This is a genomic window from Amycolatopsis rhabdoformis, assembly GCF_035918295.1.
GTDB classification, from domain to species: Bacteria; Actinomycetota; Actinomycetes; order Mycobacteriales; family Pseudonocardiaceae; genus Amycolatopsis; species Amycolatopsis rhabdoformis.
In genome coordinates this window covers 1320467-1334389 of record NZ_CP142149.1, presented here as the reverse complement: position 1 = coordinate 1334389, position 13923 = coordinate 1320467, and the positions used below count along the sequence as shown (strand labels likewise).

Sequence of the window (13923 nt, the reverse complement as noted above, 5' to 3'; positions counted from 1 at the left end):
TTGCGGGCACGTCTCTTTCAGAGCGTAGCGCCCGCTACGAGGTGCGCTCGCGCTAGCGCCCTGCCGACAGGACACCGCTCCCCTCGGCTGGACCGCGTCCGATCACGGCCAGGTCACCGCCGGGCAAACAGTTCTCCTTGGTACAAAAGCGATTGTGCGTCCGGTTGTACGGGGTGTGTACGACCGGATCGGAGCCTGGGAGCACTTACGGCAAGCCGCTCCGCGATCACGGAGCCGGCCCCCAGGACGGAGAACGACAGTGAATCTGAGACGTGTCGCGAGAGGACTGCTCACGGCGCTGGCCGGGGCGACCGCGTTCGCCGCGGCGGCCGTGGTGCCGGGCGCGACGCCCGCCGCTTCGGCCGACGCCGCCAGCACGGTGGTGTACCAGGCCGGCACCGGCGGTTACTCGTGTTTCCGCATCCCCGCCATCGTGAAGGCCAACAACGGCGACCTGCTCGCCTTCGCCGAGGGCCGCAAGAACAGCTGCGCGGACGCCGGCGACATCGACCTGGTCATGAAGCGCCAGGTCAAGGGCAGCTCGACGTGGGGTCCGCTGCAGATCGTGATCCAGGGCTTCGGCGACACGAAGGGCAACCCGACGCCCGTGGTCGTGCCGCCGAGCGCCGACGAGCCCAACGGCCGCGTGGTGCTGCTCTCGGTGATGCAGTGTCTCGCCCCGCACGCTTCGTGCGGCCGGACCCCGCGCGTGAGCGTGAGCAAGGACAACGGCACCACGTGGGCGGCGCCGCAGGTGCTCACCACGCAGCTCGGTTTCACCACGCCGCCGGGCTGGCTCGCCACCGGCCCGTCGCACGCTTCGGTGCTCACCCGCGGCGCCCACAAGGGCCGGCTGGTCGCCGGCATGAGCTACCAGGTCAACGGCTCCTCGCCCAACACCGGCGCCATCATCTACAGCGACGACCGCGGCTCCACCTGGCACCTCGGCGCCCACGACGCGAGCACGAACGCCGCGCTCAACCCGCAGGAGATCAGCCTCACCGAGCTGCCCGACGGCAAGATCTACGCCTCGGCGCGAAACAACGCGGGCACGATGTGCTCGACCGTGGAGCGCGCGTACGCGATCAGCTCGGACGGCGGGCAGACGTTCAGCCAGAAGTTCGTGACCGAGCCGGGGCTGGCCAAGACCCCGGACGTACAGGCGTCGACGCTCGCGATGAGCGCCACCGACACCGGCGGCGCGTACACGCGGCTGATCTTCGCCGGCCCTTCGGTGTGCGACCACCGGCACGCGCTGCGCATCCGCTCGTCGTTCGACGAGGGCGGCAGCTGGTCGGGCGACACCGACGGGTTCCTGGTGTGGAGCCAGGACGCGGCTTACTCCGATCTGGTCTCCCTCGGCACCGGCTCGGCCGGCGTGCTGTTCGAGGGCGGCCCGCAGGGCAACTCGAGCGCCGCGATCCGCTGGGCGAAGTTCACCGACGCCGACCTCGGCGCCCCGGCCTGCGGCACCGGCTACGGCGTGATCGACCAGGGCTCACTCGGCACCGCGGGCACCGTGTACCTCTCCTACAACGCGGCGACCGGCAAGAACTGCGTGAGCACGATGAAGAACGCGACTGCCGGCACCCCGTCGGCGACCACCGCGTACCTCCAGGTGCAGGGCGCCACCAAGCAAACGGACTCCGGCTCGTTCTCCTGGTTCGCCGGCCCGGTCACCGCCTCGGCGGCCGGCAAGTGCGTGACCTGGGGCGGCTCGGTGGGCACGACGAAGTTCGACGCCCCGAGCGGCCACTGCGGCTGATCTCGTCCGGGTACGGAAAAGGGGCTGAGGGCGGTGGTCACCGCCCTCAGCCCCTTTTCTTCGGTTGCTCAGCGCTCTTCGCGGAAGTCCACGTGCTCGCGGACGACCGGGTCGTACTTGCGCAGCACCATCCGGTCCGGGTCGTTGCGGCGGTTCTTCGTCGCCACATACGTGTACCCCGTGCCGGCGGTGGAACGCAGCTTGATCACCGGGCGCAATACGCTCTTCGCCATCGGTTCTCACCCCTTCCTGCTCGTGGCGGTCACCGGGATCTTCCGGCTTCCGCAGTGGTAGTAACAGTGGGAGGGCACGGAAAAGTCCCGGGCCGGTGTGCCCGCGGTCACGCCCGCCCCGGTCCGTCCACTTCGGACGCTTACGGTGGGTTTCGCGGTCACTTCCCCGCCGAGAGTCCGGACGGCATCGAGGTGCTGAAGCGGGTCATGGCGTTAGGGGCGGCCGGTCGCGCGAGGCTGTGGTTCGGCGCGGGGGTCGTTGCCGAGTCCGGGATGGTGGCGAGAGCCGACGCCGTTCACGGGGTGGGGGCTGGCGGTTGGCGGTCGGGCCAGGCGACGGTTCGGCCCGGCGCTCGCCGCTGAGAAGCCGGATCGCGGCGAGAGCCGTCGCGGTTCATGACATGCGGACTGGCGGTTGCCGGACGCGCAAGGTTCGACCCCGGGCTCGCCGCCGAAAGCCGCATGACGGCGAGAACCGGTGCGGTCCATGACCTGAGGGCTGGCAGTTGCCGGACACGCAACGTTCGGCCCGGGGCCCCGCCGCCGAAAAACCGCATGACGGCGCGAGCCGCACGGTCCATGACCTAAGGGTTGGCTGTTGCCGCACGCCCGAGGTTCGCCCCGGGCTCGCCGCCGAAAAGCCGGATGCCGGCGAGAGCGGACGCGGTCCATGACCTGAGGGCAGGCGGTTACCGGACACGCAAGGTTCGACCCCGGACTCGCCACCGAGAATCCGCATGGCGCCGAGCGCCGACACGGTTCAGAGCGTGAGGGCTGGCGGTTGCCGGACACGCAACCCGCGAGCTGAGCCGGATCTCGGTGCCGATGGTGCCGTCTTCGTCGAGTGCCGGCGCCGAGCGTGCCGGCAAGGTCGGCGCAGGCTTGGCTGGACCTCGGCGCCGGTAGTGGTGTTCGCCGGATGCCACGGCCGAGCGTGCGGCGGGGGTCAGCGGCTACAAGTCAGACAAGGCACCGGCTCGGCCGGCGCCGGTGCTCGCCGGGGTTGTGGCACCACGGCTTCGAGGCAAGGTTGGCAGGGCCCGGTGAGCGGGACGGGTTCGGTGGTCGTTCGTGGGCCGGGGGTGAGGACGGGACGTACTCGGGGCAGGACTTCGGCGATGGCGCGCAGTTCCTCGGCCAGCCGCGCGGGCACGCGGGCCGCACGGGTGGCGCGGGCGGAGCGCAGGGCGGGGCGGCGGCGCAGCACCAGCAGCGCCGCCGTGAGCGGGCCGCCTGCCAGGGGCAGGGCGGCGACCACCATCGCGAACAGTCCCATCACCGACCCCAGAGGTGCGCGGACACCGGCACCGTGACCGCTCGGCGGTCCGTCCCTCGCGGTGCGCGGGGGTGCTCGATGCTAGCGCTGGTTGCCACGTGGCCAACAGGATCACCACCCGGCCGTGGTGGCGTCTGCCTCGTGAACGTCACTTGACATGGTGAAGGAGATTCGTCATGTCCGTGTCGCCGTTGCCCGCTCGGCCACGAAGCTGTGGTACGAACGCCCCTTTTCCCGCGGTGCCTCATCTTCTACAGAAGTTCCGAGGACAGACCGAAAAGCGAAGTGTGTCTGTCCTACCTCGGGGTTGATCGTGCTACCGTCCGCGCCACGCGCGAATGCACGTGCGGATTCCCAGGCCGGCGCCCGAAAGGCGGGGACGATGGACCACCACCCACCCTGCGACGTCGAGTCCGGCCTGCGCGCCCTCATCGCCCGCGGCTACCAGTTCGTGCACCCCAGCGACGCCACCGGCGAAGTCCTCGCGGTCGTCGGCGTGCGCGCCCACGGTGACGTCGTGGACATCTTCCGCCTCGACGCCGAGGACGACGCCACCGCCACCCGCCTGCCCGCCGACGAAGAAAACGTTTTCACGCCCGCGACCTGGCTGTGGCGCGAGAGCGGCCCGGCCACCACCGTGCTGGCCGCCCTCCTCTCCCTCCCCGACGACACCACCCCCACCACCACGGGCGGCTGCTGGGTACCGGGCCGGCCGGGCACCGCGAAGTGGCTCACCGCAAGCTGATCCGCCGCCCCGATCCGGGCAACGGTCCCCCACTCCGTTCACCGCACGCTGATCCGCCGCGCGGAATAGGGCGACAGCCCCCGCTCACGACAAGCTGATCCGCGAAGCCCGACCCGGCCGACGGTCCCTGGCTCACCGCACGCTGTCCGCCGCCCCGAACTGCGCAACGGTTCCCGCAAGCCAATCCGCCACACCCCGACCCGGGCAACACCACCACTCACCGCCTGCCCCGCACGCCCGCGCCTCGCACACCGGCGGCCCGGCACGCCCGAGCCCGGCCCAACTCCCTCACCACAAGCCCGATCCACCAAAACCCGCCGACCCACCCGCCCCAACACCTCCTGATCACAACCCCGCCAGCACCTCCGCTTCCTCCCCCACCGACAACCCCGACCGCCTCTCCCGGTCCAGGCCCAGCGCACGTTCCTGCTCCAACGCCCCCGCCACCGCGTCCGCGAGCGGCCGCACCTCCAGCCCGGCCGCGAGCGACGGCGCCGGATCGTGGGCAGCCAGCCCGGCGTGGCTCGGCGGCAGCCACAGCGGCAACGACCGCGGCCCGGACCACGGCGCCACGCCGGCGGCCTCCAACTGTTCGTCCGTCGCCGTCACGAACTCCGCCTCCGCGCCGACCGCCGAGGCGATGTCCGTGAGCAGCTTCCCCAACCCCACCGCCGGTCCGATCGCGTCGAAGGTGCCGGACAGGCCGGTCTCGAACGCGGTGACGATCCAGGCAGCGAGGTCACGCACGTCGATGTACTGCGCGAGCCGCTCACCCGTCGGCACGAGCACCGGGCCGCCGCGGCCATCGCGGCCGCCGCTGCCATCGCTGCCACCGCTGCCGCCGCTGCCACTGCGGCCACCCCGAGTGAAGCGGGCCGGCCAGTAGCCGAAGCGGTCGCTGCCGTCGCCGGGGCCGGTGATCAGGCCGGGCCGCACCACGAACGCGCGGTCGCCCAGGGCCGCGCGCACGGCGTTCTCCGCTGCCACCTTGATGCCGCCGTACAGCTCGGTGCCGCCCTCACCCGCCAGGTCCGCGCGGGTCGCGTGGCGTGGCAGCGGGGCGAGCACCGCGCCAGTCGCCGGGGTCTGGCCCGGGGTCGCCGTGTCGGCGTACACGCTGATGGTCGACACGAAGGTCCAGTGCGCCACCCGGTCCGCGAGGGCCGCCAGCGCGCGCTGCACCCACGGGAACGACAGGGGCGCCACGTCCACCACGGCGTCGACCGGCGGCAGGTCCGCCAAGCCCGCCGGGTCGTCGCGATCGACCTTGATCAGCCGCGCGCCCTCGGGCACCGAGCCCGATTCGCCGCGGGCCGCGCACACGACCTCGTGGCCCCGCCGCAGCGCCTCCGCCGCCACCGCCCGCCCGACGAACACCGTCCCACCCAGCACGAGAAGTCTCATGCCCTCACCCTGGCGCCCCCGCCGCGCCGCCACCACCGGTCTCGCGGAGGGCGAACGCCGCCCGTCCGGAGTAGAACGACAGGCGTGATCACCGAAATCGCGATCATCGACGTGAAACCAGACGCCGGTGACGAATTCGCCGCCGCGTACGCGCGGGCGCACGAGCTGCTGGCGACCACCCCCGGTTGCCTCAGCGCCCGGATGTTGCGCAGCGAAGAAAGCCCGGACCGCTTCATCGGCGTGGTCGAGTGGGAGTCGAAGCAGCACCACCTGGACCACTTCCGCGGCACCGAGCGCTACCCCGCCTACGCCGCGCTGCTCGGCCCCTTCCTCGCCGCCCCGCCGCGGGTCGAGCACTTCGACGCGCTCTGAACCGGGATCACGCCGTGCGGCGCGACCGCACCCCCGCCGCCCGCGCGATCATCCCCGCGAGGTCGGCCACCGGCGCCGGATCGTCCGGCAGCTGGCCCACGGCGACGCGGATGTGCGGCGCACCCGAACCGCCCGGGAAACCACGACTGCCGGCGCCCACGGAGACGCCGCGCGCCGCGAGGGTGACCAGGGTGCGGGTTTCGTCCGGCACCGGCACCCACAGCAGCAAACCGTCGCCCGCGCCGACGTCGAGCCCGTGGTCGCGCAGGGCCGAGGCCAGCCCGGCGCGGCGGCTCGCGTAGCGCCGGCGCGCGCGGTGCAGCAGCGAAGCCGTGGTGGGGTCGGTGAGCAGGAAGGCCTGCGCGTCCTGCAGCACCGGGCTGGACCACGCGGTGCCGAACGCCCGCTGCGCGCGCACCCGGTCGACGAGCGCGGCCGAACCACCGAGCACGCAGCTGCGCAGCTCGGTGCCGAAGGCCGTGCAATAGGACCGCACCAGCAGCACCTGCCCCGGCAGGTGCGCGCCGAGGCTCGCGCCCGGGCCGGCGGCGAGCGGGCCGAGGTCGTCGACCTCGACCACCGCCGTGTCGGTGCGCGCGAGCACCGCGGCGAGCTCGGCGATGCGAGCACCGGACACGGTGTGGCCCAGCGGATCCTGCGCTCGCGGCTGGTACACGAACGCGACGGGCCGGTGCGCCAGCGCCGCTTCCAGCGCTTCGGGCCGCGGGCCGGATTCGTCGCAGGGCACCGCGACCACGTGGATGCGCGCCGCGCGAAGCTGCCGCAGCAGCCAGGGCGCGGTCGGTTCCTCCACCGCCACCACGTCACCGGGCCGCGCCACCGCGCGGCACGCCAGCGCCACGCCTTCGCGACCGCCGGCGGCGACCGTCCACGCCTCGGCCGCGAACGGCCACTCCGGCTTCACCGCCGCGCGCAGCCGCGAGCTGATCGGCTCCTTGCCCGCCCGGTCACCCCGCACGCCCGCGGCCACCGCGTCTTCCAACGGCGGCAGCAGCGCGGGATCGGGTGAACCGTGCTCGAGATCGACGGCGGGCCAGCCCGGGAACATCCGCGTGGGCACGAGCCCGGTCGGCGGCACCAGCACGGTGGTGCCCCGCCGGCGCCCGGTGCCGATCAACCCGGCCGCGCGCAGCTGCGCCCAGGCTTCCGCGATCGTCGTGGGGCTCACGGAAAGCTCGGCCGCCAGCGCGCGCACGGTCGGCAGCCGCGTGCCGGGCCGCACCTCGCCGTCGCGGATCAGACCGGACACCGCGGCCGCGATGCCGCGCGCCGTGCGTTCGCCGATCCGCGCGGCGAGCCAGCCGAGGCCGACCGGCGCCGTCGTGGTCGCGAGTTCGCCCGAGGTCACGCGGCGGCTCCCCTCGTTTCGCCCGAATACTTCTGTCGGGCTCAGAAACTAGGTCGCGGACATCCCGCCGCAAAGCGGTTTCACATCCTGGTCGGCTCCGGCGGAGGCGGTACAAAACCGCCGTTCGGCGTATTCCTTCGGTGACCGAGCAAACACCGCCTCGAACCCGAAAGTGTTTACGGGCCCACTCGGGCGGGTACTTGAGAGCCATCGGTCCCCATTACGGAACAGCTGGAGAATCCATGATCGTGCTAGGCGTCATCCTGCTCGTGGTCGGTTTCATCACCGGCATCTCGATCCTGTGGACGATCGGCATCGTCCTGCTGGTCATCGGCGCCGTCCTGGCCATCCTCGGCGGAACGGGCCGCAAGGTCGGCGGCCGCGCCCACTGGTACTGACCGACCTGGTTTGACGTTCCGGAAAACGGGTAACCCCCGCCTGGTGTGTGAAAGGAGCGGTCATGAGCGACAAAATGCAGAACAAGGCCGATGAATTGAAGGGCCGCGCCAAAGAAGCACTCGGAAAAGCCACCGGAAACGAGCAGTGGCAGGCCGAAGGCAAAGCGGACCAAGCCAAAGGCTCGCTGAAACAAGCCGGCGAGAAGGTCAAGGACGCGGTCGACGGACTGAAGAACAAGAACTGACCCACGGGTGAACGAGCGCCGCCGGGTACCGCCCGGCGGCGCTCGCGCGTGTGCGGGATCCGGTGCACTGCAAGGAAAATCTCACCCCCGAATGGGTGAGATCGCCGTCTCAGACCACCGAGGATTGAACCAAAGGGTGAGAGGGTAGCCGGTGGACGCCGCCCGCCGTTCCTACCGGCGCGGCCATGATCGCGGTGTGGCTGCCCGCCCTACCAGGGAGAACCGCCCTATGACGACCTCACTCACCCCCGAGCTCACCGACCCGGCACTCGCGCGACCCGCCGGCCGCCCCGAATTCCCGCGCGCCACACCACTTCCGGCCGCACCGAGGCCGGACGCCGGCGCGCCGGGCGCCACCGCTTCGCACCCGACCACCGCGACCACCGCGACCACTTCGAGCACGGGCGTGACCGGAATCCGGAAGAACACCACTGGTTCGACCAACGCCGCCGCGAACGCGACCGCTTCGGACAGCGCCGCTTCGACCACCGCCGCGGCAACCACCGCGAACACGACACCCGACCCCACCACCGACATCCGCGAATCCGCCACGCAGCTCCACCGCCTCGCCGCCATGGCGTCCCTTCAGGACTGGGTCCGCCGCAGCAGCCCCGTTCTCATGCACGAAGCCGTTCTCGCCGGTGAGAGCCCCGCCGAAGTGGCGGCCGCCGCGCGGTTGTCGGTCGCGGAAGCGCACCTCACGTGGAACACCTGGGCCAGCCGCCGGCTCGCCGCGTCGGCCGTGACCGAGCCGCTTCCGCTGCGGCAGTACCTCCGGGTGCACACCGCGTTCGCCCGGGCGCTCACCGAGAGCTGATCGTTCGGTCACCGAAGGGCTCGGGCCCCGGGGGCCGCTTGCACCGAACGGGGTACGGGCGGGCGCGACCGGCGTCCGCTTGGCATGATTTGCGGCATGGCCGAGTCCGGGGTCCCCGCCGACGACGCCGGCCGGGTGGAGACCGCGGGCGGCGCCGTCGCGCTGCGCGACCACGAAGGCACGTGCGTGCTCACCGTGAGCGGCGCCCTCGACCTCGCGCTCGCCCCGCAGTTGCGCCGGCTCGTGGAGCGCGCCGCGCGCACGCGGGCGCCGGTGCTCGTGATCGACCTCAGCGCCGTCGACTTCCTGGCCTCGGCCGGAATGGCGGTGCTCGTGTGGGCCCACCGGCTGGCCGAGCCCGCGGACGTGCGCGTGGTGGCGAGTGGCCGGCTCACGCTGCGACCCCTCGAGCTCACGCGGCTGACCGACGAGCTCGCGCTCTTCCCGTCGCTGCCCGCCGCGCTGGAGGGGGTGTGAGCACCGCCGACGGCCTCGGGCCGGTGGCCGAGGCCGTGCGCAAGGCGTTCGTCGACGCCGAGGGCCGGCCCGTGGCGGTGCGGGTCCGCCAGCTCGACGCCGCCGAGTTCCGCGGCCACGGCCGCGTCGTGGTCCCCGACGCCGCGACGGTGGCCGAGCTCGTGCCGGCCCAGCGCGTGACCGGGGCGGTGGTCGTGGCCGACGACAACGCCACCGTGCTGCTGCACACCGACGCCCCCGAGGGCGCGCGGCTCGCGCCCACCGCCGTGGGGGTCGACGCGGCGACGGCCGAGCTCACCGGCACCGTGAGCCGCCTGCGGGCCGAAGCGGGCGTCGTCGACGCACTGCACTCGATCGGGCGCCGCCTCACCGCGCAGCTCGACCTCGACGACGTGGTGCAGGACGCCACCGACGCCGCCACCAGCGCCACGGGCGCGGCCTTCGGCGCCTTCTTCTACAACCTCATCGACCAGTTCGGCGAGTCCTACACCCTCTACACGCTGTCCGGCGTGCCGCGCGCAGCGTTCTCCCGCTTCCCGATGCCGCGCAACACCGCCGTGTTCGGCCCGACCTTCGACGGCACCGGCACCGTGCGCAGCGCCGACATCACGGCCGACCCGCGGTTCGGCCACAACGCGCCCTACCACGGCATGCCCGAAGGCCACCTGCCCGTGCGCAGCTACCTCGCCGTGTCGGTGGTGAGCCCGACCAGCGGCGACGTGCTCGGCGGATTCTTCTTCGGCCACCCCGCAACCGGCCGCTTCACCGAGCGCCACGAGTACCTCGCCGAAGGCATCGCGGGCTACGCGGCCATCGCGCTCGACAACGCCCGCCTCTTCGAACGCGAGCGCACGCTGGCCGCCGAGCTCTCGCGCAGCATGGTGCCCGCCGCGCCGCCGGTGCCCGGTCTCGACCTCGTCACGCGCTACCTGCCGGCCGCGACCGGCAGCAAGGTCGGCGGCGACTGGTTCGACGTGCTCCGCCTCGGTTCGGGCGCCACCGCGTTCGTGATCGGCGACGTGGTCGGCCACGGCGTCACCGCGGCCACCGTGATGGGCCAGGTCCGCACGGCGATCCGCTCGTACGCGCTGCTGGAGCTGGCGCCCTCGGAGGTGCTGCGCAACGTCTCGCAGCTCACCGGCCGTTTCGCGGAGCCGAGTTTCGTCACCTGCTTCTACGCCGTGCACGACCCCGCCGCCGGGTTCCTGACCTACGCGAACGCCGGTCACCTGCCGGCCGTGCTGATCCACGGCGACGGCACCTGCGAGCAGATCGGCGAAGCGCTGGCGCAGCCGCTCGGCGTCGGCGCCGAATTCCCCCAGCAGCAGGTGGCGTTCCCGCCCGGCACCGACCTCGTCCTCTACACCGACGGGCTCGTGGAGAGCCGCACCCGCGACCTCACCGTCGGCATGGCCGAGCTGATCACCGCGCTCGGCGGCTTGCGCGCCGGGCCCGACCCAGAAACGGCGTGGGACCGCTTGATCCACGACCTCACCGGCGGCAGCCACGACGACGACATCGCGCTGATCCACGTGCGTCACCTGGCCGGAGGCGCGGCGTGACCGGGCAGGCGGCCGACGACCGCGCCGCCCCGGAGTTCCGCCGCCGCGTCACCGCCGCGCCCGAGCCGCTGATCGGCCTGCGCCGCGCCCTCGCCCGCTGGGTGGCGGGGCTCGACATCAGCACCACGCAGCAGGAGGACGTGGTGATGGCGAGCTACGAGGCCATGGCCAACTCCGCCGAACACGCCTACGAGGGCCGCGAAACCGGGGTGCTCGACGTGGTCGCGACCTGCGCCGGGGACAAGATCACCGTGGTCGTGACCGACTACGGCCGCTGGCTGCCGCCGCGCCCGACCGACGGCCTGCGCGGCCGCGGCCTGCCGCTGATGGAGGGCCTCGCCCACGAAAGCGAGTGCGTGCAACGGCCCGACGGCACCACCGTCACGCTCGGCTGGCAGCGGGAACCGGCCGACTAGCAGGCCGAAGGATGCGGTTCGCCGACCACGCCAGCAGTCCGAGCTCGGCCACCGAGAAACCCAGCAACGCCACCGGGCTCGAGACCCACACCAGCGCCAGGCCGACCACGAGCACCGGCACCACCAGGCCCGCGTAGGCCGCGAGGAACAGCGCCGCCAGCACCTGGCCCCGCGAGCGCGGCCCGGCCAGCGCCGCGACGGTCGCGATCGACGCGCGGAAGCCGAGACCCATGCCCGTGCCGGCCAGCACACTGCCGGCGAAGAACAGCCACAGCGATCCCAGCATCGCGGCCGCCGGCAGCACGACCAGGCCCACGGCCATCAGCACGAACCCGTACCGCAGCTGGCGCGCGATCGGCACGCGGGCGAAGAGCACCTGCCCGAGCGCGGCGGCGGCGAGCAGCGACGCGGCCGTGACACCGGCCAGCAGCCGGCCGGTCTGGTGCAGGCCCTGGGCGAGCAGCGTCGGGGCCAGCGCCGCGAACAGGCCGGTGATCGCGAACGAGGCGAACACCGCGATGGCCGCGCCGAAGAACGGCTGCTTCGCCTCGGCCGGCAGCGCGAGCCGCTGCGGCCGGTACGCGGGGCGCTCGTCCCACGGCTCCACGGTTTCGGGCACCAGCGCCACCGCGGCCGCCGCGACGAGCAGCACCACCAGGAACACCGCGAACGGCGTGGTGAGCGGGCTCGTGGCGTACTGCGCGAAGAACCCGCCGACGAACGGGCCGAGGCCGAGCCCGCCGAGGTTCACCACGCTCGCGATCAGCCCGGCACGGCCGGTGTGCTCGCCCGGCCGCGCGATCGCGCGCAGCTCGGCCAGGTGCGCGGTCGCCGTGGCCGTGAGCGCGCCGACGCCGGCCCCGCTGATCAGCCGCGCGAGCACCAGCACCGGCAGCTCGGGCGAGGACAGGAACAACGCGGCGGCCACCGCTTCGGCGAGCGTGGCGGCGACGATCACGCGGCGCCGGCCGAGCCAGTCGCTCACGTGGCCGGCGAGGTAGAGGCTCACCATCACGCCCACCGCGTAGGCGGCGAACACGATCGTCACCACGAACGTCGGAAACCCGTCCTGGCGCTGGTAGAGCGCGTACAGCGGGGTCGGCACGGTGGAGAACGCGAGCGAGGCCGCGAACGCGAAGGCGATCACGCGGAAGCCCCAGTGGTGGCCGACCGACGGCCGGGCGAAGACGGGCGAAACGGTGTGGAGCATGGCGACCTTCCCTCGGAGTTCTTGCCCTTCCGAGAATCCGCCGCGCGACTCATCACGTCCAACGAAAAGTCCTGGCGACAGTTATCGTCGGCTGCGATAATTGGCGGCGTGGAGACCCGTCAGCTCGAGTACTTCGTGGCCGTGGCCGAAGAACTGAGCTTTACGCGCGCTGCGCAGCGGCTGTTCACCGTGCAGTCCACGGTGTCCGCCACCATCCGCACGCTGGAGACGGAGCTGGGCACGACCTTGTTCGACCGCTCCACGCGCCGGGTCGCGCTCTCGGCCGCGGGCGCCCTGTTCCTGCCGGAGGCGAAGGCCGCGCTCGAGGCCGTGGAGCGGGCCCGCGACGTGGTGCAGGAGGCCTCGGCGGGCGTGCGCGGCAGCCTGCGGCTGGGCACGCTCACCAGCGTCGGCTCGCTCGACCTGCCCGCGCTGCTCGGCGCGTTCCACGCCCGGCACCCGCTGGTGGACCTCCACGTGACGGTGTCGGTCACGGGCTCGACCGGGCTCGCCGAGGACGTGCGCCACGGCCGGCTCGACGTCGCCCTGCTCGGCCTGCCCGAGAGCGAGCTGCCGGGCCTGACCGTGCACACCATCGTCACGGTCCCCTACTACGCCGTGCTCCCCACCGGACACGCGCTGGCGGACCGGCCGGCGCTGGCGTTGCGGGACCTGGCCGGCGAGCGGTTCGTGGACGCGCCGCGCGGCTTCGGCAACCGCATCGCCCTCGACCGCGCCTACGACGCGCTCGGCACCTCCCGGCGGGTGCCGCTGGAGGTGGCGGACCTGCGCGTGATGCCGCTGTACGTCGCCGCCGGCCTGGGGGTGGCCGTGCTGCCCGAGGTGGTGCCGCTGACCGTGGCGGGCACCGTGGTGGTGCCGCTGGCCGACCCCGCGCCCGTCTGGCCGCTCTCGGTCGTGAGCCGCGGCGGCAAGGCCCCCGGCCGGGCGCTGCGGACGCTGCTCGATCTGCTGGTGGACGCCGATTTCTTACAGAAGTCGGACGGCGGCGCAAGCGGCCGTCCGAGGGAATAGACAGGGCCCGTACGGTGTCTTTATAGCTGTACGTCCAGGTGCGTTTCACCTGGTTCCCCAGCCCGAGCCGAAAGGCCGCGAAGGGAGAGCTGTGTCCCAGCAGACCCAGTACAACAAGAACCCGGAAGCCGTGTCCCGGCTGACCCCGGAGCAGTACCGCGTGACCCAGCAGGACGGCACCGAGCGGGCGTTCACCGGTGAGTATTGGGACAACCACGAGCCCGGCATCTACGTGGACGTGGTGTCCGGCGAGCCGTTGTTCGCGTCGGTGGACAAGTACGACAGCCAGTCGGGCTGGCCGAGCTTCACCAAGCCGCTCCAGAAGACGAACGTCGTCGAGCGCAACGACTTCAGCCACGGCATGATCCGGGCCGAGGTCCGTTCGCTGCACGGTGACAGCCACCTCGGCCACGTCTTCGACGACGGTCCGGTGGACCAGGGCGGCCTGCGCTACTGCATCAACTCCGCGTCGCTGAAATTCGTCCACCTCGACGATCTGGAGAAGGAGGGGTATGGAGACTTCCGTGCCCTCTTCACCACCGAAGGCAAGTAACGCGGGCAACCGAGACAAGCATTAACCCCGAGAAGAAGCTAGGAGA

At 72.5% G+C, this 13923-nt stretch carries 16 protein-coding genes; 11 read left to right on the top strand and 5 right to left on the bottom strand.

What is annotated here, in order from left to right; genetic code table 11:
- Positions 1 to 259: 259 nt before the first annotated feature.
- Positions 260 to 1765, top strand: coding sequence for a sialidase family protein (locus tag VSH64_RS06195; protein WP_326834505.1), 1506 nt, complete (start codon positions 260 to 262; stop codon positions 1763 to 1765).
- Positions 1766 to 1833: 68 nt separating this feature from the next.
- Here the strand turns inward: VSH64_RS06195 and rpmG are convergent, their stop codons facing one another.
- Both rpmG and VSH64_RS06185 read right to left on the bottom strand, forming a co-directional pair.
- Complete coding sequence (gene rpmG / locus VSH64_RS06190) at positions 1834 to 1998, bottom strand: 50S ribosomal protein L33 (protein WP_326834504.1); 165 nt, start codon at positions 1996 to 1998, stop codon at positions 1834 to 1836.
- Between the two features lie 946 nt (positions 1999 to 2944).
- On the bottom strand, positions 2945 to 3274 hold the full coding sequence (locus VSH64_RS06185) for a hypothetical protein (RefSeq protein ID WP_326834503.1): 330 nt from the start codon (positions 3272 to 3274) through the stop codon (positions 2945 to 2947).
- 382 nt (positions 3275 to 3656) lie between these two features.
- On the opposite strand from VSH64_RS06185, the gene VSH64_RS06180 reads away from it, so the two are divergent.
- Positions 3657 to 4019 carry a hypothetical protein gene (locus VSH64_RS06180; protein WP_326834502.1) on the top strand — a complete coding sequence of 121 codons (363 nt, stop codon included), beginning with the start codon at positions 3657 to 3659 and terminating at the stop codon, positions 4017 to 4019.
- A 345-nt stretch (positions 4020 to 4364) separates the two neighbouring features.
- Here the strand turns inward: VSH64_RS06180 and VSH64_RS06175 are convergent, their stop codons facing one another.
- A complete protein-coding gene (locus VSH64_RS06175; protein WP_326834501.1) occupies positions 4365 to 5423 on the bottom strand; it encodes an NAD-dependent epimerase/dehydratase family protein in 1059 nt (352 codons plus the stop codon).
- An 84-nt stretch (positions 5424 to 5507) separates the two neighbouring features.
- Between VSH64_RS06175 and VSH64_RS06170 the strand changes: the two genes are divergently transcribed.
- Positions 5508 to 5795 carry an antibiotic biosynthesis monooxygenase family protein gene (locus VSH64_RS06170; protein WP_326834500.1) on the top strand — a complete coding sequence of 96 codons (288 nt, stop codon included), beginning with the start codon at positions 5508 to 5510 and terminating at the stop codon, positions 5793 to 5795.
- 7 nt (positions 5796 to 5802) lie between these two features.
- On the opposite strand, the gene VSH64_RS06165 is transcribed toward VSH64_RS06170, so the two are convergent.
- A complete protein-coding gene (locus VSH64_RS06165; protein ID WP_326834499.1) occupies positions 5803 to 7164 on the bottom strand; it encodes a PLP-dependent aminotransferase family protein in 1362 nt (453 codons plus the stop codon).
- Positions 7165 to 7406: 242 nt separating this feature from the next.
- Between VSH64_RS06165 and VSH64_RS06160 the strand changes: the two genes are divergently transcribed.
- From VSH64_RS06160 to VSH64_RS06135, 6 genes are all read left to right on the top strand, one after another.
- On the top strand, positions 7407 to 7562 hold the full coding sequence (locus tag VSH64_RS06160; RefSeq protein ID WP_326834498.1) for a hypothetical protein: 156 nt from the start codon (positions 7407 to 7409) through the stop codon (positions 7560 to 7562).
- Positions 7563 to 7624: 62 nt separating this feature from the next.
- Positions 7625 to 7807: a CsbD family protein gene (locus VSH64_RS06155; RefSeq protein ID WP_326834497.1), complete on the top strand. Its 183-nt coding sequence runs from the start codon at positions 7625 to 7627 to the stop codon at positions 7805 to 7807.
- Between the two features lie 229 nt (positions 7808 to 8036).
- Entirely contained in the window at positions 8037 to 8624 is a 588-nt protein-coding gene (locus VSH64_RS06150; RefSeq protein ID WP_326834496.1) for a hypothetical protein, read from the top strand.
- Between the two features lie 96 nt (positions 8625 to 8720).
- Positions 8721 to 9101 (top strand): STAS domain-containing protein, encoded by a 381-nt coding sequence (locus VSH64_RS06145; protein WP_326834495.1) that lies wholly within the window; start codon positions 8721 to 8723, stop codon positions 9099 to 9101.
- On the top strand, positions 9098 to 10663 hold the full coding sequence (locus tag VSH64_RS06140; RefSeq protein WP_326834494.1) for a PP2C family protein-serine/threonine phosphatase: 1566 nt from the start codon (positions 9098 to 9100) through the stop codon (positions 10661 to 10663). Before VSH64_RS06145 ends, VSH64_RS06140 begins: the two co-directional genes overlap by 4 nt.
- Positions 10660 to 11079, top strand: a complete 420-nt coding sequence (locus VSH64_RS06135; RefSeq protein WP_326834493.1) for an ATP-binding protein — start codon at positions 10660 to 10662, stop codon at positions 11077 to 11079. The genes VSH64_RS06140 and VSH64_RS06135 overlap by 4 nt, the downstream gene beginning before the upstream one ends.
- On the opposite strand, the gene VSH64_RS06130 is transcribed toward VSH64_RS06135, so the two are convergent.
- A complete protein-coding gene (locus VSH64_RS06130) occupies positions 11045 to 12289 on the bottom strand; it encodes an MFS transporter (protein ID WP_326834492.1) in 1245 nt (414 codons plus the stop codon). The genes VSH64_RS06135 and VSH64_RS06130 overlap by 35 nt on opposite strands.
- Before the next feature lie 108 nt (positions 12290 to 12397).
- Here VSH64_RS06130 and VSH64_RS06125 point away from each other — a divergent pair, with 108 nt between their 5' ends.
- A complete protein-coding gene (locus VSH64_RS06125) occupies positions 12398 to 13324 on the top strand; it encodes a LysR family transcriptional regulator (protein WP_326834491.1) in 927 nt (308 codons plus the stop codon).
- Between the two features lie 91 nt (positions 13325 to 13415).
- Positions 13416 to 13877, top strand: a complete 462-nt coding sequence (msrB, locus tag VSH64_RS06120) for a peptide-methionine (R)-S-oxide reductase MsrB (RefSeq protein WP_326834490.1) — start codon at positions 13416 to 13418, stop codon at positions 13875 to 13877.
- Positions 13878 to 13923: the final 46 nt, after the last annotated feature.